General features: G+C 74.5%; 20 protein-coding genes. 17 read left to right on the top strand and 3 right to left on the bottom strand.

The window, feature by feature from the left end; all coding sequences use genetic code 11:
* The first annotated feature begins 58 nt into the window (after positions 1–58).
* Both AB0D08_RS07595 and AB0D08_RS07590 read left to right on the top strand, forming a co-directional pair.
* Complete coding sequence (locus tag AB0D08_RS07595; RefSeq protein ID WP_033821339.1) at positions 59–442, top strand: DUF6188 family protein; 384 nt, start codon at positions 59–61, stop codon at positions 440–442.
* Positions 443–616: 174 nt separating this feature from the next.
* A complete protein-coding gene (locus AB0D08_RS07590) occupies positions 617–913 on the top strand; it encodes a DUF4193 domain-containing protein (protein WP_033821340.1) in 297 nt (98 codons plus the stop codon).
* Between the two features lie 79 nt (positions 914–992).
* Here the strand turns inward: AB0D08_RS07590 and AB0D08_RS07585 are convergent, their stop codons facing one another.
* Complete coding sequence (locus tag AB0D08_RS07585; RefSeq protein WP_359886858.1) at positions 993–3,191, bottom strand: alpha-N-acetylglucosaminidase; 2,199 nt, start codon at positions 3,189–3,191, stop codon at positions 993–995.
* A gap of 363 nt (positions 3,192–3,554) precedes the next feature.
* On the opposite strand from AB0D08_RS07585, the gene AB0D08_RS07580 reads away from it, so the two are divergent.
* From AB0D08_RS07580 to AB0D08_RS07570, 3 genes are all read left to right on the top strand, one after another.
* Positions 3,555–4,346: a hypothetical protein gene (locus tag AB0D08_RS07580; protein ID WP_082526648.1), complete on the top strand. Its 792-nt coding sequence runs from the start codon at positions 3,555–3,557 to the stop codon at positions 4,344–4,346.
* A gap of 127 nt (positions 4,347–4,473) precedes the next feature.
* Positions 4,474–5,667, top strand: coding sequence for an Ig-like domain-containing protein (locus tag AB0D08_RS07575; protein WP_359886856.1), 1,194 nt, complete (start codon positions 4,474–4,476; stop codon positions 5,665–5,667).
* A gap of 49 nt (positions 5,668–5,716) precedes the next feature.
* Positions 5,717–6,271, top strand: a complete 555-nt coding sequence (locus tag AB0D08_RS07570) for a histidine kinase (protein ID WP_149038246.1) — start codon at positions 5,717–5,719, stop codon at positions 6,269–6,271.
* Between the two features lie 34 nt (positions 6,272–6,305).
* Here AB0D08_RS07570 and AB0D08_RS07565 read toward each other — a convergent pair whose 3' ends face one another.
* Together AB0D08_RS07565 and AB0D08_RS07560 are read right to left on the bottom strand one after the other, a co-directional pair.
* Positions 6,306–7,244: a polysaccharide deacetylase family protein gene (locus AB0D08_RS07565; RefSeq protein ID WP_359886854.1), complete on the bottom strand. Its 939-nt coding sequence runs from the start codon at positions 7,242–7,244 to the stop codon at positions 6,306–6,308.
* 299 nt (positions 7,245–7,543) lie between these two features.
* A complete protein-coding gene (locus tag AB0D08_RS07560) occupies positions 7,544–8,659 on the bottom strand; it encodes a PP2C family protein-serine/threonine phosphatase (protein WP_033820025.1) in 1,116 nt (371 codons plus the stop codon).
* 221 nt (positions 8,660–8,880) lie between these two features.
* Here AB0D08_RS07560 and AB0D08_RS07555 point away from each other — a divergent pair, with 221 nt between their 5' ends.
* The 12 genes from AB0D08_RS07555 (at position 8,881) to hypD (ending at position 20,901) form a co-directional block, all read left to right on the top strand.
* Complete coding sequence (locus AB0D08_RS07555) at positions 8,881–9,972, top strand: hydrogenase expression protein HypE (RefSeq protein ID WP_033820024.1); 1,092 nt, start codon at positions 8,881–8,883, stop codon at positions 9,970–9,972.
* Between the two features lie 162 nt (positions 9,973–10,134).
* Complete coding sequence (locus AB0D08_RS07550) at positions 10,135–11,919, top strand: nickel-dependent hydrogenase large subunit (protein ID WP_033820023.1); 1,785 nt, start codon at positions 10,135–10,137, stop codon at positions 11,917–11,919.
* Complete coding sequence (locus tag AB0D08_RS07545) at positions 11,916–12,467, top strand: hypothetical protein (RefSeq protein ID WP_359886852.1); 552 nt, start codon at positions 11,916–11,918, stop codon at positions 12,465–12,467. The genes AB0D08_RS07550 and AB0D08_RS07545 overlap by 4 nt, the downstream gene beginning before the upstream one ends.
* Positions 12,464–13,093, top strand: coding sequence for a DUF5947 family protein (locus tag AB0D08_RS07540; RefSeq protein ID WP_033820021.1), 630 nt, complete (start codon positions 12,464–12,466; stop codon positions 13,091–13,093). The genes AB0D08_RS07545 and AB0D08_RS07540 overlap by 4 nt, the downstream gene beginning before the upstream one ends.
* Positions 13,090–13,743 carry a DUF6084 family protein gene (locus tag AB0D08_RS07535; RefSeq protein WP_033820020.1) on the top strand — a complete coding sequence of 218 codons (654 nt, stop codon included), beginning with the start codon at positions 13,090–13,092 and terminating at the stop codon, positions 13,741–13,743. Before AB0D08_RS07540 ends, AB0D08_RS07535 begins: the two co-directional genes overlap by 4 nt.
* Positions 13,740–15,119 (top strand): hypothetical protein, encoded by a 1,380-nt coding sequence (locus AB0D08_RS07530; RefSeq protein WP_033820019.1) that lies wholly within the window; start codon positions 13,740–13,742, stop codon positions 15,117–15,119. The genes AB0D08_RS07535 and AB0D08_RS07530 overlap by 4 nt, the downstream gene beginning before the upstream one ends.
* Positions 15,116–15,640, top strand: a complete 525-nt coding sequence (locus AB0D08_RS07525; RefSeq protein ID WP_359886847.1) for a hydrogenase maturation protease — start codon at positions 15,116–15,118, stop codon at positions 15,638–15,640. Before AB0D08_RS07530 ends, AB0D08_RS07525 begins: the two co-directional genes overlap by 4 nt.
* A gap of 277 nt (positions 15,641–15,917) precedes the next feature.
* Positions 15,918–16,301 (top strand): hydrogenase maturation nickel metallochaperone HypA, encoded by a 384-nt coding sequence (hypA, locus tag AB0D08_RS07520; RefSeq protein WP_033820017.1) that lies wholly within the window; start codon positions 15,918–15,920, stop codon positions 16,299–16,301.
* A 4-nt stretch (positions 16,302–16,305) separates the two neighbouring features.
* Positions 16,306–17,106 (top strand): hydrogenase nickel incorporation protein HypB, encoded by an 801-nt coding sequence (gene hypB, locus AB0D08_RS07515; protein WP_359886844.1) that lies wholly within the window; start codon positions 16,306–16,308, stop codon positions 17,104–17,106.
* Complete coding sequence (gene hypF / locus AB0D08_RS07510) at positions 17,103–19,430, top strand: carbamoyltransferase HypF (RefSeq protein ID WP_033820015.1); 2,328 nt, start codon at positions 17,103–17,105, stop codon at positions 19,428–19,430. The genes hypB and hypF overlap by 4 nt, the downstream gene beginning before the upstream one ends.
* A gap of 26 nt (positions 19,431–19,456) precedes the next feature.
* Positions 19,457–19,750: a HypC/HybG/HupF family hydrogenase formation chaperone gene (locus AB0D08_RS07505; RefSeq protein WP_033820014.1), complete on the top strand. Its 294-nt coding sequence runs from the start codon at positions 19,457–19,459 to the stop codon at positions 19,748–19,750.
* Entirely contained in the window at positions 19,747–20,901 is a 1,155-nt protein-coding gene (gene hypD, locus AB0D08_RS07500; protein ID WP_359886840.1) for a hydrogenase formation protein HypD, read from the top strand. The genes AB0D08_RS07505 and hypD overlap by 4 nt, the downstream gene beginning before the upstream one ends.

Raw genomic sequence — 20,901 nt, 5'->3', positions numbered from 1 at the left:
TGGGCGCCCGGTGGGGCGGACAATGGACCCGGGTGACCGGGCGAGGGAGGCGGAGGCCATGGCGGCGGATCCGATCGAGGGCGCACTGCGCGGGCACCGGGTGGAGACCGTCGAGGGCGGCTACCGGCTGCGGGTGGGCCTGACCGGCGGGCTGGCGGTGACGGTGGACAACGACTTCCGGCTGACCGGCCCGCACGAGGTCGAGCACTTCTACCCCGGCCTGACCATGGCCCCGGCCGGCGGCCTCGCCGCACTGGTCGGCGCGTTGGTCACGGCCGTCCGGGTCAGCCCGGCCGGCAGCCTGGAGATGGACTTCGACACCGGCCGTACACTGGCCGTGCCGCCGGAACCCGGGCCCGGCGGACCGGCCGTGGCCTGGCGGGTGAGCGGCCCGGGCGGTGCGCTGTTCACCTCGGTGCCGGGCGGTTATCTGAGCGGCTGAACCGCCGGTGACGGACGGTGCGTTCCGGGTCCGGTGCCGGTTCACCGTCATCCGAACAGGTGCGGGCCGACCGTCCCGGCTTCCCCCTGCCGCGCGGACAGGACAGGATGTCCGTCGACACCCACCGCCGCGCGGTCCCCGACCGTGCGGTATCCCGACCGGAAGGCCGCCGTTTTGGCAACCGACTACGACGCCCCGCGCAACAACAACGAGGAATCGGACGACAGCATCGAGGAACTGAAGAGCCGGCGCAACGACAAGTCGACCGGTCAGGTCGACGCGGACTTCGAGGCGGTCGAGGGGCTGGAGCTGCCCGGCGCCGACCTGTCCGGTGAGGAGCTCGTCGTCCAGGTGCTGCCGGAGCAGCAGGACGAGTTCACCTGCGCCACCTGCTTCATGGTGCACCACCGCAGCCAGCTGGCCGGTAAGGACTCCCAGGGCCGGCCGATCTGCAAGGACTGCGCGTCCTGATCCGGCGCCCGCGAGGGCCGGGCCATGGTCGGTGTCCCTGATCATGGCCCCCGGGCCCGCTCCCCCGGCGCCGCCGCGGTCAGGGCCCGGTCGGCGGCGGGACGGCGGCCAGGACCTCCCGGGCCAGGACCACCGGGTCGCCCGTGGGGGTGAGCGGGTAGCTGCCGTGCTGACGGGACCAGGCGTCGTCCACGGCGAACCAGTCGACCGGCGCCGGGTCGCGGCCCGCCGTCAGCGCCGCGTCCAGGCCGGCGAAGTACCCGGCCCAGCGGGGGGCGTAGAGCGTGGCGACCAGCCCCGACCACTCCCGGTTGGCGTAGTCGTGCACGCCTTCCTCGCTGGGCCCGCGCCCGGCCCAGGTGGTGAGGATGGTCCGGGCGTCGTACTCCAGCTGGTCCCGTTCGGCGTCGGTGGCTCCCCAGGAACGGGCGGCCGCCAGCCACGGGCCGAGCAGGAAACGGGCGTCGGAGCCGGTCACCCGGTCCAGCAGCGCCGCGTCCGCGGCCCACTCGGCGGCCAGGCGGCGGAAGGCCGGCCGGTCCTTCGCCCGGTAGGCGCCGGCGATCAGCGGCAGCAGCTCGCGGCTGCGGTCGGCGAGCGTCTGGCGGGCCGTGTTGACCAGGTCGAAGCGGTAGGCGTCGGTGGCCCGCCGCTCGGGGGCGACCTGGAGCAGTTCGGCGAGCGCGGTGCGGACGGTCTGCGGGCGGTAGCGCAGGGCGGGCGGGCTCCAGCTCGCCGCGGTGGCCGCCGCGAGGTCGGGACGGGCCGCGAACAGGCCGTCCTGCGGCTCGCTCCAGGTCCCCGAGGGCAGGCTGTACGGGCCGAGGCGCAGCTGTTCCCAGGCCGCGGTGGCGTGCGGGTCGGGGCCGCCGTAGCGCCGGGCCGCGTACCGGGCGAACCAGTCCCCCTGGTCGATCCCGCCCGGCTCCCAGGCGAGTTGGGTGAACAGGTCGAAGGCGGCCGGGTCGGTGCCGGTGCCCTCGGGCAGGTAGGCGAGACCGCGCAGGGCGCTGCCGGGCCGGTCGCGCCACTGGCGGAAGCGGGTGGTCCAGGTCACGGTGTTGGCACCGACGGCGGTGTGGCCGCCGAAGTTGTGGATGGTGCCGAAGGCGTACGGGGTGCCGGCCCAGCTGCTCTCGCGGTCCAGGCCGTCGTAGCGGTCGGACAGTCCGTCGACGACCAGCATCCGGGTCCGGTCCACGCCGCCGAGCAGGGCGGCGGTGGGGTTGTCCTGCCACCCGAGGATCGCCCAGAGCGCACCGGGGTGGGCCGTCTGCAGGGCGCGCTGGACGGCGCCGGCGGCGGCACCGACGTCGACCGTGCCGGGGTTGCCGCCCTCGTGCAGCAGGTCCATCTTGTACATCGCGCTGTCGCCGAAATCGGCTCGCTGGGCGGCGTAGTAGGCGGCGGCCACCTCGGCGAACACGGGGGTGCGCGGGTCCAGCCAGTCGGGCCGGGCGAAGCCGACCCAGCTGCCCTGGGGGACGGTGACGGCGGTGGGGTTGCGGTCGGTGAACCCCGGCGGGACGGTCCCGAAGTAGCCGGGCAGCACCGGGGTCATGCCGAGCCCCCGGAGCTGGTCGGCGATCCGCCGGCCGAGCGCGGCGCGGTCGGCGGCCAGGTGCGCGGACACGGGCCCGCCGAAGCCGCTCATGTTCTGCAGCAGCCACCAGCTCTGGTGCGCGGGTGCGGGGATCCAGGCGCGCAGCTCGGCCTCGGTGTAGCCGAACCGGCGGAAGGTCTCGAGGTACGGCTGCTCGGCGCCGGTCTGCACGAAGACCTCGTTGACGCCGTGCAGGGCCAGCACGTCGATCTCGTGCTGGCGGGCGGCGAAGTCGCGGTAGGCGCCGGAGTAGCCGTCGTCGGTGTCGTTGAGGGCGTAGCGGTGGGCGACGGCGGCGGTGCGGGTGACCGGCTGCGATACGGCGGGCAGGGTGGCGGGGAGCGCGGCGAGGCTGTCGCCGGGCAGGCCGATGTCGACGCCCGCCACCTCGCGCAGGTACCAGCCGGCGCCGGCCAGCAGGGTGGCCGGGGAGGTTCCGCGGACCTCGACCGCGCCGGCCCGGCCGAGGACGGTGAAGGTGTCGGCGCCGGTGTCCCGGGCCGCGGGGGTGAGGGTGAGCTGGTCGGCGGCGGCCGCGGGCAGCAGCCGGTGGAGGCTCGCGACGGCCGCGGCCGGGTCGAAGGCGGGTTCCGCCCGCGCTGCCGCGGGGGCGGTGCTCAGGGTGGCGGCGGTCAGGGCCGCGGCCGCGGCCCACGCCGGACAGCGTCTCCTCATGGGGATCCCCTCGGCGGATGCGACGTCCCGGTCCGGCCGTCTGCAGGGCGGGTGTCTTCGCAGGTCGCGGCCGCCGCGCAGGCATCCGGCCGGTCCCATCGCAGCAGCGGCACGCGGCGGTGGTCAAGGACATCCGGGCCGCTGTCGGCCGATCGGGCCAACCGGGGACGGACGGGCGGCGGGTGAGCCGCGTCACCCGGTCGCGGCGGGCGGCCCGCGGCCGCCGGGGGCAATCGCGGCCTCGGGGAGCCGAGTTGACCGGCGGTGGACGGCGCGGCCGGGCGAGCGCGGGCGGAAATCCGGTGTCGGCCGTCGACGGCGGACCGCTAGCGTGGCCGCGAAGATCCACAAGGGGAGCAGCAGATGGTGGTAGCAGTATCCGGGCTCGGGGGCACCGGGCGGCGGCGGACGGCCGGTCGGGGCCTGGTGGCGGCGGCGGTCCTGGCGGGCGCGGTGGCCTGCGCGGGCGGCGGCGCGGGCGGGTCGGCGCCGGCCTCGGGCAAGGCGCCGGAGGCCTTCGGTGCGGCCGGCTACCGGGGTCTGACGCCGGGCCAGGCGAAGGACGCGGCGCTGGCGACCGGCGCGCTGCAGGCCGCGCCGGTGTCCACGCTCGGCGGGTGCACGGACTTCTCGTACCAGGGCGGGCCCGCGCCGGACCCGGCCCGGATGGCGGCCGAGACCGCCGCCGAGACCAGGTCGAAGGACCTGAACGCCAAGGCCGACGAGGCCGGCGCCAAGGCCGAGCAGGGCAAGGCCGGCCCGGGCGCCTCGGCCCGGGAGTACGCGGACGACGCCGGACGCCAGGCCGAGGCGGCCCGGCTGTTCGCCGACGCGACGCAGGCCATCGTCGACGAGATGAAGGTCCGTGAGGCCCGCGACGCGGCGTTCGCGGCGGCTGGCGGCGCGTCCTTCGGCAAGGACGGCCTGCGGGAGCTGGCCGCGCCGGCCGGGGCGCGTACGGCCGAGGGCGTCGGTGCGGGCTCCACGCTGGAGGAGCTGAAGCAGGCGTACGGCTCGCGCGGTCTGGAGCTGCGCAAGGACGGCCGGTACCAGGTGTCGGCCCAGGGCCCGGCGGGCTGGATGCTGGAGTTCACCGTCGCGGACGGCAAGGTCGGCTCGGTGACGCTGGTCAACCGCGACCTGAAGTGCGTCTGACCGGCCGGACAGCACTCCCGGCGCCGCCGCCGGAGATCCATGCGTGACCGAATCGTCCCTCTCTGCGGGAACCTGTCCGCCCGCTCCGGCGTGTATACGGCTGGAACCGGCAAGAGGGGTCATTCGGGTGGAACGGAACAACAGGGTCCTGGCGGTGGCGCTGCTCGGCGGCGCACTGGTGCTGACCACGGCGTGCAGCGGCGGCAGCGGAAGCGGATCGGGCGGGGCGGCGGCCGCGTCGAAGCAGAGGACCTCGGCGGCGGCGGTGACCATCGAGCCGGGCAACGGCGCGACGGACGTCAAGCCGACCGGAGCGCTCAAGGTCGCGGTGGCGAACGGCAAGCTGACCGAGGTGAAGGTCACCGGACCGGACGGCAAGGAGGTCCCGGGCGCGATAGCCGCCGACGGCCTGGGCTGGGTGCCCGCGGCCGGGCTCGCGGTGTCGACCGCGTACCGGGTGAGCGCCAAGGCCACCGACGCCGAGGGACTGGCCGCCACCGCGGAGAGCAGCTTCACCACCCTGACGCCCAAGGCGGGCGCGGGCCCGCAGGACAACATCGCCGACGGCCAGACCTACGGCACCGGCATGATCGTCTCACTGACCTTCAAGAAGGCCGTCAAGGACCGGGCGGCGGTGGAGCAGGCCGTCAGCTTCGAGACCTCCGACGGCAGCGTGGTCAAGGGCCACTGGTTCAACGACACCCGGATCGACTTCCGGCCGCAGACGTTCTGGAAGTCGCAGACCAAGGTGGTCGCGCACTACCGCCTCAAGAGCGTGGAGACCGCGCCCGGCGTGTACGGCGAGGTCGACAGCGACCAGACCTTCACCATCGGCCGCTCGCGGATCAGCACCGCGGACGCCGCCTCCCACCAGATGGTGGTCGAGGAGGAGGGCAAGCCCGCGGAGACCATCCCGATCAGCGCCGGCGCCTCCTCCCCCGCCTCGCAGAACACCTTCAACGGCACCATGGTGATCATGGCGAAGGAGGGCACCACCGTGATGGACTCCTCCACCGTCGTCAACCACGAGGGCCCGGACTACAAGGTCAAGATGCCGCACGCGCTGCGGCTCACCCCGACCGGCACCTACGTCCACGGCAAGTACGCCCCCGACAACCCGTTCGGCAGCCGCAACACCAGCCACGGCTGCGTCGGCCTCCAGGACGGCTCCGCGGAGGACGGCGACGACGGCTCGGTGGCGGGTAGGTTCTACGCCGCCTCGCTGATCGGCGACGTGGTGACGGTGAAGAACTCGGTCGGCCAGCAGGTCGACCCGGCCAACGGCCTCAGCGGCTGGAACATCGCCTGGGACAAGTGGTGACCACCCGCCGGGGTCCGGCACGACCGGCCCCGGCGGGCCTACCGTTGCGATGAGCACCCGCGCCCGCACGTCGAGAGGCAGCACGATGCACGAGAGCCACAGCATGGTCTTCGTGACCTTCGGATCCACCGAGGCCGCCCGCCGGGCGTACCACGAGATCAAGGAGGTGCACGGCGTGCGGCAGGCCGCCGTGATGGAGCGGTCGGCCGAGGGCCTGCTGGACGTACCGGAGAGCTGGGTGCGCGGCGCGGGCACGGCGACGGTGCTCAGCGGTGTGGTCGGCGGACTGGTCGGGCTGATCGGCGGGCCGATCGGGGTGTTCCTCGGCTGGGGCGCGGGCACGGCGCTCGGCGGCGGCGCGGAGTACAAGCGGCTCAGCGACTCGGCCGAGGGCCTGCTGGTCTTCAGCCGGGGCCTGGCCGACAGCACCAGCATGCTGATCGCCGAGCTGACCGAGACCTCCCCCGACGCGGTGGACGAGATCGCCGCCCGGCACGGCGGCCGGCTGGTGCGCCGCCCCGCCGACGAGGTGGAGGCCGAGGTGCGGGCGGCCCAGGAGGAGGCCGAGGAGTCGCTGCGGGCCGAGCACGAGCGACAGGACTGACGGCCGGCCGGTCAGCGGCGGCAGCAGCAGCGGTTCACCACGCCACGTCCGAGAGCCGGACGAACCGGTGGCCCGCGTCGAGCAGCTCCGGCAGCGCCGCGGCCACCCCGCGGGCGGTGCCGCTGCCGGGGTGGTTCATGTGCGCCAGCACGATCGAGCCGGGCCCGGCCGCGGCGACCGTGCGCCGGACCTGCTCGGCGCCGAACGTGGCGCCGCCGTCGCCGTTGACGGTGAAGCCGGCGATGCGCGCCCCCAGCGCGGTCACCACCTGCGCGGCCACGTCGTCGTAGTACGCGGTGCCGGAGCGGAAGAACGCGGGCGGGCGGCCGAGCAGTTCGGTGAGCCCCTCCTGGTTGCCGGCCACCTCGTCGTAGACCTCGCCGACGTCACGGGTGCCCGCGATGTCGTACGCCGAGCGGCCGGTCACCGACAGCGGCCGGTGCCGGGTGCCGTGGTTGCCGATCTCGAACAGCGGGTCGCCGGCGAGTTCCCGGAAGAGCTCGGGGTTGGCCTCCACCCAGCGGGAGTTGAGGAACAGCGTGGCGGGCACCTGCCGGGCCCGGAGGGTGCCGATCAGCGCCTCGTCGTACCCCGATCCGCCGGGGCCGCCGCACGCGTCGAAGGTCAGTGCAATGGCCCGTTCACCCTCGGGCAGTTCGGTGGCGGCGCCCGGCGGGTCGAAGCCCCAGCTGCGCGGCGACTCGCCGGACAGCCGCTCGACCAGCTCGGCGCGGCCGGGCAGGACCGCCGGGACGGCCCGGGCCGCCGGCCCGGGCGCCTGCTCCGCGGCCGGTGCGGCGGAGGGCCCGGCGGACGGTCCCGTCGACGGCTCCGGGGTCACCGGCGCCGCGAGGGCCGGGGCCTGCGGCGCGGACGTCTGCGGCCGCGGGGCCGCGGAGCGGCGGGAGATCCCGCAGCCGGAGACCGCGCTGCCGGCCAGCGCGGCCAGTACCACCCGACGAGCCAACGACATGCGGACCTCCGTGCCACCGGGACGACAGCGTTCTGACCCACCGTAGGCACGAGCGGCCCGATCGAGCCCGGGAAGATCTCCCCCGCGCCGCCGTTCGGGTTCTGATCAGCCGTCCGCCCCCCGGGCGCGTCCGCCGTGGCCCTGCCCTGCGCCCCTTCGGGAGTCAGCGGGCCGCGAGAGTGGCGAAGGCCGCCCGCACAGTTGTCGCCGGGCCGGTCCGGTCCACCGGGCGCGTCGCCGTGCTGTCCGTCACCGCGTCCGAGGGCGCCTTCGACGGCCCGGCGCTGCGGGCCGTGGGGTCACCCGGGGGGTGACGGCAGCCGGACGATCGCCACCATCGCGGCGTCGTCGCCGAGGCGGCCGCCGGTGTGCGCGGCCAGGTCCTGGCAGAGCAGCTTCAGCAGCTGCCCGGGGTCGTCGGCCGGCCAGGCGGCCAGCCGTTCGGCGAGCGGGTAGAAGCGTCCGGCCGTGTCCCGGGCCTCCACCACGCCGTCGGTGTACAGCAGCACGGTGTCACCGGGCTCGAACGGGAAGGACTCCAGGCCCAGCCCCCGCTCGGCCATCGCCGCCAGGCCCAGCGGCGGGGCCGGCTGCCGGGCCTCGAGCGCGACCACCCGGCCGCCGCGCAGCAGCAGCGGCGGCGGGTGGCCGCAGTCGACCAGGCTCAGTACGGGCCTGCCGTCAGGGATGTCGATCAGCACCGCGGTGGTGAAGGACTCCTGCCGCTCCGGGTCGTCCCCGGCCTCCTCCAGGTCGCCGGAGACGGTGCTGTCCAGGAAGTCGACCAGCCGGGTCAGTTCGACCCGGCGGTGGGCGGCGGCCCGGAACGCGCCGAGCACCAGCGCGGCGTCCCCGATCGCCCCCAGCCCCTTGCCCCGGACGTCGCCCACGATGAACCGGGTCGCCCGGCCGGAGCGCACCGCCGCGTACAGGTCGCCGCCGATCTGCGCCTCGGCCTCGGCGGCCACGTAGACCGAGGCGATCCGCAGCGGCCCCATCCGGGGCGGGATCGGGCGCAGCACCACCTGCTGCGCGGCCTCGGCGACCGAGCGCAGCTGGGTCATCTCCTTCTCGTGCTGCTCGCGCAGGTAGGCGAAGAGCGTCACCAGCGCGGAGATCACGGCCAGCGCGGTGATCTGGACGGTGTGGTTCAGGTCGAGCAGGGTGGTCCGGGCGGCGGCGACCGTGGCCTGGGCGAGGACGGCGAGCGCGCCGATGAAGCCGGTGGTCCTGGGACCGGCGAAGGAGGCCGTGATCGCGGGCGCGGCGACCAGGAACGGCCCGAGGTGGACCTCCGGCGGGGCGAGGACGTCGCCGATGCAGACCAGCACGATCAGGAGCAGCGGGATGACGACCAGGGCCCGCGAGGCCCGGCCGGGCCTGCGGATCGCCTCGGCGCGTGCCCGGATGTCCATGTCTCCTGGATACACCCCGCCCTGGGGAGGCGCTGGCGAAGGGAACGGCGGGGGGCGTCCCGGGCGCGCCGCGAGCGGTGCTCACCCGGTCGGCGCAGCCGCGGCCCGAGGTCCACCGGTTCGGCCGTATCGACCTCCCGGTCCGGGGAGGGCGTTGGTAGGAAGATGCCAAGAGACCGATTTGTCGGTCTTGTCGTGCCTTCGCGAGGAGGAGGCGTCCCATGGCTTCGACACCGACGACCACCGAGGCGACATCCCGATCCACCGGCCCGCCCGCCGGGGACGAGGAGCCGGTGGTCCACATCCTCTGGATCAACGCGGGCCTGAGCTGTGACGGTGACTCCGTCTCGCTCACCGCGGCGACCCAGCCCTCCATCGAGGAGATCGTCCTCGGCGTGCTGCCCGGCCTGCCGAAGATCGCCGTCCACTGGCCGCTGATCGACTTCGAGTGCGGTCCGGTGCAGGGCGCGGACAACTTCGTGGAGTGGTTCTTCAAGGCCGACCGCGGCGAGCTGGAGCCCTTCGTCCTGGTGGTCGAGGGGTCCATCCCGAACGAGTCCATCAAGGCCGAGGGCTACTGGTGCGGTTTCGGCGACGACCCGGAGACCGGCCAGCCGATCACCACCAGCGAGTGGGTGGACCGGCTCGCCCCCAAGGCCACCGGGGTGATCGCGATCGGCACCTGCGCGACGTACGGCGGCATCCACGCGATGGCGGGCAACCCGACCGGCGCGATGGGCCTGCCCGACTACCTGGGCTGGGACTGGAAGTCCAAGGCCGGGCTGCCGATCGTCTGCGTGCCGGGCTGCCCGATCCAGCCGGACAACTTCTCCGAGACGCTGGTCTACCTGCTCCACCAGCTGGCCGGCGCCGCGCCGATGATCCCGCTGGACGACAAGCTCCGCCCGACCTGGCTGTTCGGCGCGACCGTGCACGAGGGCTGCGACCGGGCCGGCTACTACGAGCAGGGGCAGTTCGCCTCGGAGTACGGCACGCCGGAGTGCCTGGTGCGGATCGGCTGCTGGGGCCCGGTGGTGAAGTGCAACGTCCCCAAGCGCGGCTGGATCAACGGTGTGGGCGGCTGTCCGAACGTGGGCGGCATCTGCATCGCCTGCACCATGCCCGGCTTCCCGGACAAGTTCATGCCGTTCATGGACGAGCCGCCGGGCGCCAAGGTGTCCAGCTCCGCGAGCGCCGCGTACGGCTCGGTGATCCGCCGGCTGCGCTCGATCACCGCACACTCCGTGGACCGGGAACCCAAGTGGCGGCACACCGGCCGCAAGCTCGCGACGGGCTACAAGCCGCCCTGGTGACCGCCGGCCGGCCGGTCCGGGGCCGCGCCCGCCCGCTGCGGCGGCCGCGGCCCCGCTCCGGTCGGCCGGCCCGCTCCCCGCAGAACTCTGCGCGGACCTCCGCAGACCCGCGGGCGGTCCGCAGACCCCTCCGCAGACCTTCAGAAGGGCACGACACACGCCATGACGACAACAGCCCCGCGGCCGGGCGGCAACGACGGCCTGGTGGAGATGAGCTGGGACCCGATCACCCGGATCGTGGGCAGCCTCGGCATCCACACCAAGATCGACTTCAAGCAGAAGAAGGTCGCCGAGTGCTACAGCACCTCGTCGGTCTTCCGCGGCTACAGCGTGTTCATGCGCGGCAAGGACCCGCGCGACGCGCACTTCATCACCAGCCGGATCTGCGGCATCTGCGGCGACAACCACGCCACCTGCTCGGTGTACGCGCAGAACATGGCGTACGGCGTGAAGCCGCCGCACCTGGGCGAGTGGATCATCAACCTCGGCGAGGCCGCCGAGTACATGTTCGACCACAACATCTTCCAGGAGAACCTGGTCGGGGTCGACTACTGCGAGAAGATGGTCCGCGAGACCAACCCCGGGGTGCTGGAGAAGGCCGAGCGCACCGAGGCGCCGCACGCCGCCGAGCACGGCTACAAGACCATCGCCGACATCATGCGCTCGCTCAACCCGATCGAGGGCGAGTTCTACCGCGAGGCGCTCCAAGTCTCCCGCTACACCCGGGAGATGTTCTGCCTGATGGAGGGCCGCCACGTGCACCCCTCCACGCTCTACCCGGGCGGCGTCGGCACGGTGGCCACGGTGCAGCTGTTCACCGACTACCTGAGCCGGCTGATGCGCTACGTCGAGTTCATGAAGCGGGTGGTGCCGCTCCACGACGACCTGTTCGACTTCTTCTACGAGGCGCTGCCGGGCTACGAGGAGGTCGGCCGCCGCCGGATCCTGCTCGGCTGCTGGGGTTCGCTCAACGACCCCGACCACTGCGACTTCACGTACCGCAACATGACGGACTGGGGCCGGCGGATGTTCGTCACCCCGGGCGTGGTGGTCGACGGCAAGCTGGTCACCAACGACCTCACCCAGATCAACCTGGGCATCCGGATCCTGCTCGGCTCCTCGTACTACCAGGACTGGGAGGGCAAGGAGCAGTTCGTCACCCACGACCCGCTCGGCAACCCGGTCGACCCGCGCCACCCGTGGAACCAGCACACCATCCCGCAGCCGCAGAAGCGCAACTTCGACGACAAGTACAGCTGGGTGATGTCGCCGCGCTGGTTCGACGGCAAGGACCACCTGGCGCTGGACACCGGCGGCGGCCCGATCGCCCGGCTGTGGTCGACCGCGCTGTCCGGCCTGGTCGACATCGGCTACATCAAGGCGACCGGGCACAGCGTGGTGATCAACCTGCCGCGGACCCTGACCAAGCCGGAGACCACCTTCGAGTGGAAGATCCCGAAGTGGTCCAACGCGCTGGAGCGCAACCGGGCCCGCACCTACTTCCAGGCCTACGCCGCGGCCGCCGCGCTGCACTTCGCCGAGAAGGCGCTGGCCGAGGTCCGCGCCGGGCGCACCCAGACCTGGGAGAAGTTCGAGGTGCCGGACGAGTCGATCGGCTGCGGCTTCACCGAGGCGGTGCGCGGCGTCCTCTCGCACCACATGGTGATCCGCGACGGCAAGATCGCCAACTACCACCCGTACCCGCCGACCCCGTGGAACGCCAGCGTCCGGGACAGCTACGGCACCCCCGGGCCGTACGAGGACGCGGTGCAGAACACCCCGATCTTCGAGGAGAACTCCCCGGAGAACTTCAAGGGCATCGACATCATGCGGGCGGTGCGCAGCTTCGACCCGTGTCTGCCCTGCGGTGTGCACATGTACCTGGGCGACGGCAAGTCGCTGCAGAAGATGCACGTGCCGACCGGCCTGAGCGGGATGACCGGGTGAGCGCGCCGACCGGGGAGGCGGCCGGGCGGCGGGTCGAGGAGATCCTCGACCGGCTCGCCGCCGACGGCGACCCGAAGGCGGCGGCCGCCGCCGAGGAGCTGGTACGGGTGCTGATGGACTTCTACGGCGCGGGCCTGGCCCGGGCGGTGGAACTGCTGTCGGCGGGCGCGCACGACCCCGACCGGCCGGCCGCAGGGCCGCTGGCGGAGCTGCTGGACGATCAGCTGGTCGCGGGGCTGCTGGTCCTGCACGACCTGCACCCCGAGGACACCGTCGGGCGGCTCGAACGGGCGGTGCGGCAGGTGCCCGGGGCGGCGCTGGCCTCCTTCGACCCCGCCTCCGGTGTGCTGCGGGTCCGGGTGGAGAACTCCGGCTCCGGCTGCGGGTGTTCGGGCGGCGCGGACGACGGCCGGGCGGCGGTGGCCGAGCTGGTCGCGGTGTTCGCGCCGGAGGTGACCGCCGTCGAGCTGGAACCGGCCGGGCCCAAGGAGCCCGCCCTGCTGCAGATCGGGCTCCGGCCGGGACTGCAGCCCGCGGAGGCCCGGTGAGCGCGCCCGCCCGCGGACTGCGTCGCTTCCGGGCGCCCGCACCGCCGCAGCCCGAGCGCTGCGAGCTGTGCACCGCCGTGCTGGCGGAGCGTCACCGGCACCTGGTCCGCACCGCGAGCCGGACCCTGACCTGCGCCTGCGTGCCCTGCGCCCTGCTGTTCGAACAGCCGGGCGCGGGGCGGGGCGGCTACCGGGCGGTCCCCGACCGGTACCTGTCCGACCCGGGCCACGCGCTGGACGCGGCGGCCTGGGAACGGCTGCAGATCCCGGTCGGCACCGCGTTCTTCTTCCGCAACGCGGAGCTGGACCGGCTGGTGGCGCTCTACCCCAGCCCCGCGGGGGCCACCGAGAGCGAGCTCGACCCGGCGGCCTGGCAGGCCGTCCTGGGCTCCAGCCCGCTGGCGGCACTGCTGCAGCCGGACGTCGAGGCCCTGCTGGTGCACCGCTCCGAGGAGCGCAGCGAGTGCTTCCTGGTACCGGTCGACGTCTGCTACGAGCTGGTCGGCCGGATGCGGCTGACCTGGCAGGGCTTCGACGGCGGGGCCGAGGCGCGGGCCGAGCTCGCCGCCTTCTTCGACAGCGTCCGGGCCCGCGCCCGGGCCGTACGGACCGAGGAGCCGGTGTGACCGAACTGGGTTTCAGCTGCACCGGGGTGCGGGCCGACCCGTACGCGGCCGGGCCGACCCTGGTGTTCCGGCTGCGGATCACCGCGTCCGAGGGTGCCCGGGTGCACGCCCTGGCGCTGCGCTGCCAGCTGCGGATCGAACCCGCCCGGCGGCGCTACGAGGCCGGGGAGCAGGCCGCGCTGGCGGACCTGTTCGGCGAGCCGGCCCGCTGGGGCAGCTCGCTCAACCCGGTGCAGTTCGCGCAGGTCTCGCTGACCGTGCCGGGTTTCACCGGGGAGACGGAGGCCGAGCTGGCTGTGCCGTGCAGCTACGACCTCGACCTCGCGGCGACCCGCTACTTCGACGCGCTGGCCGGCGGCGAGGCTCCGCTGCTGATGCTGTTCTCCGGCACCGCGTTCACCGGCGAGGGCGGCTTTCGGGTCGAGCCGGTGCCCTGGGACCGGGAGGCCAGGTGCGGCCTGCCCGCCGAGGTCTGGCGGGAGATGGTCGACCAGCACTTCCCGGGCTGCGGCTGGATCCGGCTGCCGCGCGAGGACCTGGCGGCGCTGCTGGCCTACCGCTCCCGCAACGCGCTGCCGTCGTGGGAGGCGACCGTCCGGTCGCTGCTGGCCGCGCAGGCCGTCCCCGTCGTCGAAGGGAGTGTGCTGTGACCGCCACCGCCGAGGTGGACTCCGCGCCGTTCGAGGTGGCGCGGCGGATCGCGGACGCCGTGCTGTTCGAGGGGTACGTGCTGTACCCGTACCGGGCGTCGGCGGCCAAGAACCGGCTGCGCTGGCAGTTCGGCGTCCTGGTGCCGCCGGCCTTCGAGGACGTCGGCGGCGAGCACTCCTGGCAGCGCACCGAGCTGCTGCTGGAGCCCAAGGCGGGCGCGCGGCTCACCGTCGAGCTGCGGTTCCTGCACGCGGTGCGGCGCACCGTCCAGGAGCTGCGGCCGGACGGTTCCACGCCGACCGTCGCCGCGCTGGAGCTGCCCGACCGGGTGCTGGTGCCCTGGGACGAGGGCGTCGAGGAGCGGGTCCGGCTGTCCTTCCCGGTCTCCGAGCTGCTGGGCGAGGGCGTCACCGTGCCGTTCAACCGGCCGGCCGCGACCGAGACCGAGCTGGTGTCGGCGGACGGCCGCCCGGTGGGACGGCTCAGCCGGCGCCGGGAGCGGCTGGAGGGGGCGCTGCGGCTGGCGGCCGTCGACCTGCCGGGCCCCTACCCGCTGCTGCGGCTCACCGCCGAGGTGCTCAACACCAGCGCCTGGGAGCCGGCCGCCGGTTCGGCCGACCGCGAGGCGGCGCTGCCCAGGTCGCTGGTCGCCGCCCACCTGCTGCTGGGCCTCGACAGCGGGTCGTTCCTGTCGATGACCGACCCGCCGCAGTGGGCCGCGGGCGCCGTCGCCGAGTGCCGCAACCTGCGGACCTGGCCGGTGCTGGCGGGTGCGGACGGGCGGGCGGACGTGGTGCTCTCCTCGCCGATCATCCTGGAGGACCACCCGGCGATCGCACCCGAGAGCCCGGGCGGCTTCTACGACGCCACCGAGATCGACGAGATCCTCGCCCTGCGCACCGCCGCGCTGACCGACGAGGAGAAGCGCGAGGCCCGCGGCACCGACGAGCGGGCCGGCGCGGTGATCGACCTGGCCGACTCGCTGCCGCCCGAGGTGATGGACCGGCTGCACGGCGCCGTCCGCGCGCTGCGCGATGTCACCGGTGACGGCGCCGGCCCCGACACGCCCTGGTGGGACCCGGGCGGCGACCGGTCGGTCGACCCCGGCACCGACCGCGTCCTGATCGACGGACAGCACGTCGGCGCCGGCAGCCGGGTGGTGCTGCGGCCCGGACGGCGCCGCACCGACGCCCAGGACCTCTTCCTCCAGGGCCACACCGCGCTGGTCGAGGCCGTCCTGCACGACGTCGACGGCACCGTGCACCTCGCCGTCACGGTGGAGGGCGACCCCGGCGCCGACCTGTGGCGCGAACAGGGCCGGTTCCTGTACTTCCAGCCGGACGAGGTCGCCCCCGCCCCGGAGGTGGCACCGTGAGCGCAGCCGTACCGAAGGGCCGGGTGCTGGTCGCCGGGGTGGGGAACATCTTCCTCGGCGACGACGGCTTCGGCGTCGAGGTGGTCCGGCGGCTGTCCGCGCTGGCCCTGCCCGACCACGTGGAACTGGTGGACACCGGCGTCCGCGGCGTCCACCTCGCCTACCAGCTGCTGGAGGGCTACCGCACGGTGGTGCTGGTGGACGCCACCGCCCGCGGCTGCGAGCCCGGCACGGTCTACCTGATCGAGGCCCGGCTGCCGGAGCCGGAGGAGCGGCCCGCCGTCATGGACGGGCACCGGATGACCCCGGACGCGGTGCTCGCCGTCCTCGGCACGCTCACCTCCGGACTCGGCCGCAGCGGGCCCGAGAAGGTGCTGGTGGTCGGGTGCGAGCCGCAGTCCCTGGACGAGGGGATGGGGCTCAGCCCGGTGGTCGAGGCCTCCGTCGACGAGGCCGTCCACGTCGTGCTCGGCCTGGTGGAGGAGGCCGGCCGGACGGCGGCCGCGCTGGGAACCCGATGAGAGAGGAATGCCCGACCATGAGCAAGTTCCTGATCCGTGCGGCGGCGCTGGCCGCCGTGGTCGCCGTCGTCAAGCTGACCCTGCCGGACATCAAGCGCTATCTGCGGATCCAGCAGATGTGAGGCGCGCCCCGCTGGGGCAAACGGAGTAGCCCGGGCCCGGTGCCCGGCGCGGCGCGAGGGCCGCGCCGGGCACCGGGCCTGTAATGGTCCACGTCGCCGGGCTCCCGCCCGCGGCACCAGGCGGCGGACACGGGCCCGACGGGCGGAGAGAGCCGATGCACGAGATGTCGATCGCGCAGGCGATCGTCGACCAGGTCGAGGCCAGCAGCGAGGCCCGGGCCGGCTCGACCGCGCACCAGGTCAACCTCCAGGTCGGCGAGTTGGCCGGGGTGGTGCCCGACGCGCTGCGGTTCGGCTTCGACCTGGTCTGCGAGGGCACCGTCCTGGCCGGCGCCGAACTGCGGATCGAGCCGGTCCCCGCGCTCGCCGAGTGCGGCCCGTGCGGTACCGGCTGGGCCCCCGGCATGCCGCCCGACCTGGTCTGCCCGACCTGCGGCAGCGGCACCGGCACCGAGCTGGTGTCCGGCCGCGAACTCCAGATCACCGCCGTGCACTGGTCCGGCGGCGACATCCGCGTTCCCCGAGCCGAGGAGCTGTGAGCCCGTGTGCCGTGTGGTGGAGCTGAAGCAGTCCGTGCTCGCCCGCAACGACGAGTGCGCGCTGGCGCTGCGCGAGGAGCTGACGGCCCGCGGGACGGTGGTCGTCAACCTGCTCTCCAGCCCCGGCAGCGGAAAGACCGAACTGCTGGAGCGCGAACTGACCCTGGCCCGCGAGCGCGGGCTGGCGGTCGCCGCGCTCACCGCGGACCTCGCGACCGAGCACGACGCCGCCCGGCTGGCCCGCTCGGGCGTCCCGGTCAAGCAGGTGCTCACCGACGGCCTGTGCCACCTGGAGGCGCACATGATGCGCGCCCAGCTGGACGGCTGGCTGCCGGACGGCACCCGGCTGCTGTTCGTGGAGAACGTCGGGAACCTGGTCTGCCCGGCCGGCTACGACCTCGGCGAGACGCTGCGGGTGGTACTGGCCTCCGTCACCGAGGGCGAGGACAAGCCGCTCAAGTACCCGGCCGCGTACGGGCTGGCCAACCTGGTCGTGGTGACCAAGACCGACCTCGCGGCGGCCGCCGCCTTCGACGAGGCCGCCTTCCGGGCCAACGTGGTCCGGGTCAACCCCGGCGTCGAGGTGGTGCTCACCTCCGCCCGCGACGGACTCGGCGTCGGCACCCTGCTGGAGCGGGCGGTGGCCGCCCTCGAGGGCGGCCCCGTGCACCGGCCGGTGATGGCCCGCCCGGCCCCGCACCGGCACGGCGGCGACGGTGACCCCGACGCCGGGCACCACCACCACGACGGCCCGGCGCACCACGGCGCGGGCCACGAGCACCAGCACTCCGCGCCGCTCCGGTGACCGGCGGCCCGGCCGCCGCACCGGCGGTGGAACGCCGGCAGGTGACGGTCCGCGGCACCGTCCAGGGCGTCGGCTTCCGGCCGTTCGTCCACGGCCTCGCGGTCGGGCTCGGACTGGCCGGACACGTCACCAACACCGGCGAGGGCGTCCTCGCCGAGGTCGAGGGCAGCGCCGGGGCGGTCGCCGAGTTCTGCGCCCGGATCGCCGCCGACGCACCGCCGCTCGCCGACGTCGAGTCGGTCGCCCACCGGCCCGCCCCGGCCACCGGACACCCCGGCTTCCGGATCCTCGCCTCGGTCGCCGACGGCCCGCAGCGCACCCTGGTCCCGCCGGACGTCGCCACCTGCGACGCCTGCCTGGCCGAACTCACCGACCCCGCCGACCGGCGCCACCGGCACCCCTTCATCAGCTGCACGCACTGCGGCCCGCGCTTCACCATCGTCACCGGACTGCCGTACGACCGGGACCAGACCACCATGGGCCGGTTCCCGATGTGCGCCGCCTGCCGGTCCGAGTACACCGACCCGGCCGACCGGCGCTTCCACGCCCAGACCGTGGCCTGCCACGACTGCGGACCGGTGCTGCGCCTGCGCGGCGCCCGCGAGGCCGCCGGCGGCGACGCCGTCGACGCCGCCCGCGCGCTGCTCGCCGAGGGCGCGATCGTCGCGGTCAAGGGCATCGGCGGCTACCACCTGGCCTGCGACGCCGCCGACCCGGCCGCCGTCGCGACGCTGCGCCGCCGCAAGGCCCGCGGCGACAAGCCGTTCGCCCTGATGGCCCGCGCCACGGCCGACCTCGCGGCACTGGTGCACACCGGCCCGGCCGAACACGCCCTGCTGACCGGCCGCGAGCGGCCCATCGTGCTGCTCCGGCGCCGGGCGGAAGGCGCCGCGCTCGCCGAACAGGTCGCGCCGCGCAGCCCCGACCTCGGCGTGATGCTCCCCTACACCCCGCTGCACCACCTGCTGTTCGGCCTGCCCGGCGACCCGCCCGGGCCGACCGTCCTGGTCCTCACCAGCGGCAACCGGTCCGGCGAATCGATCGTCACCGACGACGCCGACGCCCTCGAGCGGCTGGCGCCGCTCACCGACGCCTGGCTGACCCACGACCGGCCGATCGAGGTGCCCTGCGACGACTCGGTGGTCCGGATCTGCGACGGCGGGCCGCTGCTGCTGCGCCGCTCCCGCGGGTACGTGCCGCGGCCGGTCCCGCTGCCGATGACCGTCCCCGCCACGCTCGCGGTCGGCGGGGACCTCAAGAACACCTGCTGCCTCGGCGAGGGCGAGCGGGCCTGGCCGTCCGCGCACATCGGCGACATGGACGACCTCTCCACACTGCGCGCCTTCGACCGCGCCGAACGGCACCTGGAGGCCGTCACCGGGGTGCGTCCCGGGCTGCTCGCCGCCGACCGGCACCCCGGCTACCGCTCCGGCGGCTGGGCCCGGCGCAACGCCGCCGGACGGCCGGTCGCCGAGGTGCAGCACCACCACGCCCACATCGCCGCCGCGATGGCCGAGCACGGACTCGGCCCGGCGGACCGGGTGATCGGCGTCGCCTTCGACGGCACCGGCTACGGCGAGGACGGCGCGGTGTGGGGCGGCGAGGTGCTGCTGGCCGGGTACCGGGACTTCCTGCGCTTCGGGCGGCTCTGCTACGCCCCGCTGCCCGGCGGCGACGCGGCGGTGCGCCGCCCGTACCGCACCGCGCTCGCCCGGCTGTGGGCGGCCGGGCTGCCGTGGGATCCGGCACTGCCCTGCGTCGCGGCCTGCCCGCCCGACGAACTGGCAGCGCTGAGAGTGCAGTTGGAGCGCGGACTGAACTGCGTGCCGAGCTCCGGGATGGGCCGGCTGTTCGACGCGGTGGCATCGATCACCGGGATCTGCCAGCTGGCCGGGTACGAGGCCCAGGCCGCGGTGGAACTGGAGGCCGCGGCGCTCGGCCACGACGGCTGCGGCAGCTACGGGTTCGGGATCCGGCCGGGCGGCGGCGGGGTCGACGGCGAACTGGTGGGCGAGGCGGCGCCGGTGATCGCGGCGGCCGTCGAGGACGTGCTGCGCGGCGAGGACGCCGGGGTGGTGGCGGCCCGCTTCCATGCGGCCGTGGCCGGTCTGGTGCTGCGGCTGTGCACGGCGGCGCGCGAGCGGCACGCCCTGACCACGGTGGCGCTGACCGGCGGGGTGTTCGCCAACACCGTGCTGTCGGAGACGAGTTGTGCCGCGCTGCGGGCGGCCGGGTTCGGCGTGCTGCGCCACCGGCTGGTCCCGCCCAACGACGGCGGGCTGGCACTGGGCCAGCTGATGGTGGCGGCGGCCCGCGCGCGGTGACCGTACGACGAGGCGAGGAGAGAGCCATGTGCCTGGCGGTGCCCGGCAAGGTGTTGGAGATCGAGGAGCGCGACGGTACCCGGATGGCGGTGGTGGACTTCGGCGGCGTGGTCAAGGACGTCTGCCTGGAGTACCTGCCCGACCTGGAGGTCGGCGAGTACGCCATCGTGCACGTCGGCTTCGCCCTGCAGAAGCTGGACGAGGAGTCGGCGCTGCGGACCCTGGAGCTGTTCGCCGAGATCGGCGCGCTGCAGGAGGAGTTCGGTGACCCATGGGTGTCGGCGGCCGAGGCGGCGGCCGGCGGGGAGGAGCAGCGGTGAGGTATCTCGAGGAGTTCCAGGATCCGGCGCTGGCGCAGCGGCTGCTGGCGGACATCCGGGCCACGGTCACCCGGCCGTGGGCGCTGATGGAGGTCTGCGGCGGCCAGACGCACAGCATCATCCGGCACGGGCTCGACCAACTGCTGCCCGAGGAGATCGAGTTGATCCACGGGCCGGGCTGCCCGGTGTGCGTCACCCCGCTGGAGGTGATCGACAAGGCGCTGGAGATCGCCGCCCGGCCCGGGGTGATCTTCTGCTCGTTCGGGGACATGCTGCGGGTGCCGGGCAGTGACCGGGACCTGTTCCAGGTCAAGAGCGCCGGCGGTGACGTCCGGGTGGTGTACTCGCCGCTGGACGCGCTGCGGATCGCCCAGGACAACCCGCAGCGGCAGGTGGTCTTCTTCGGGATCGGCTTCGAGACCACCGCGCCCCCCAACGCCATGACGGTCCACCAGGCGAGCCGGCTCGGCATCCGCAACTTCAGCCTGCTCGTCTCGCACGTACGGGTGCCCCCGGCGATCATGGCGCTGATGGAGTCGCCGACCTGCCGGGTGCAGGGCTTCCTGGCCGCCGGGCACGTCTGCTCGGTGATGGGCACCGCGGAGTACCCGGAGCTGGCCGAACGCTACCGGGTGCCGATCGTGGTGACCGGCTTCGAGCCGCTGGACATCCTGGAGGGGGTCCGGCTGGCCGTACGGCAGTTGGAGCGCGGCGAGGCGAAGGTGGAGAACGCGTACCCGCGGGCGGTGCGGGAGGAGGGCAACCCGGCCGCCCGGGCGATGATCGAGGACGTCTTCGAGGTCACCGACCGGGCCTGGCGCGGTATCGGCACCATCCCCGGTAGTGGCTGGCAACTATCGGAGAAGTACCGCGAGTTCGACGCGGAGCGGCGGTTCTCGGTGGGCGGGATCACCACCGTCGAACCGGCGGAGTGCCGCAGCGGGGAGGTGCTGCAGGGGCTGCTGAAGCCGCACGAGTGCGGCGCCTTCGGGACCGTCTGCACACCGCGCACCCCGCTCGGGGCGACCATGGTCTCCAGCGAGGGCGCCTGCGCCGCGTACTACCTCTACCGGCGGCTCGGCACCGGCGCCCCGGCCGCCGCCGGCGGCTCGGCCGCGGTCGGCAGCCGGGAGGTGAGTTCCGTTGGCTGA

It is taken from the genome of Kitasatospora sp. NPDC048540, assembly GCF_040651175.1.
GTDB lineage: Bacteria > Actinomycetota > Actinomycetes > Streptomycetales > Streptomycetaceae > Kitasatospora.
This window is presented reverse-complemented; position numbering and strand designations above follow the sequence as displayed.

Excerpts from the sequence above, each read along its gene's own strand:
- AB0D08_RS07595 (WP_033821339.1), top strand. The coding sequence starts at position 59 with ATGGCGGCGGATCCGATCGAGGGCGCACTGCGCGGGCACCGGGTGGAG.
- AB0D08_RS07585 (WP_359886858.1), bottom strand. The coding sequence starts at position 3,191 with ATGAGGAGACGCTGTCCGGCGTGGGCCGCGGCCGCGGCCCTGACCGCC.
- AB0D08_RS07580 (WP_082526648.1), top strand. The coding sequence starts at position 3,555 with ATGGTGGTAGCAGTATCCGGGCTCGGGGGCACCGGGCGGCGGCGGACG.
- AB0D08_RS07570 (WP_149038246.1), top strand. The coding sequence starts at position 5,717 with ATGAGCACCCGCGCCCGCACGTCGAGAGGCAGCACGATGCACGAGAGC.
- AB0D08_RS07565 (WP_359886854.1), bottom strand. The coding sequence starts at position 7,244 with ATGTCGTTGGCTCGTCGGGTGGTACTGGCCGCGCTGGCCGGCAGCGCG.
- AB0D08_RS07560 (WP_033820025.1), bottom strand. The coding sequence starts at position 8,659 with ATGGACATCCGGGCACGCGCCGAGGCGATCCGCAGGCCCGGCCGGGCC.
- AB0D08_RS07555 (WP_033820024.1), top strand. The coding sequence starts at position 8,881 with ATGGCTTCGACACCGACGACCACCGAGGCGACATCCCGATCCACCGGC.
- AB0D08_RS07550 (WP_033820023.1), top strand. The coding sequence starts at position 10,135 with ATGACGACAACAGCCCCGCGGCCGGGCGGCAACGACGGCCTGGTGGAG.
- hypA (WP_033820017.1), top strand. The coding sequence starts at position 15,918 with ATGCACGAGATGTCGATCGCGCAGGCGATCGTCGACCAGGTCGAGGCC.
- AB0D08_RS07505 (WP_033820014.1), top strand. The coding sequence starts at position 19,457 with ATGTGCCTGGCGGTGCCCGGCAAGGTGTTGGAGATCGAGGAGCGCGAC.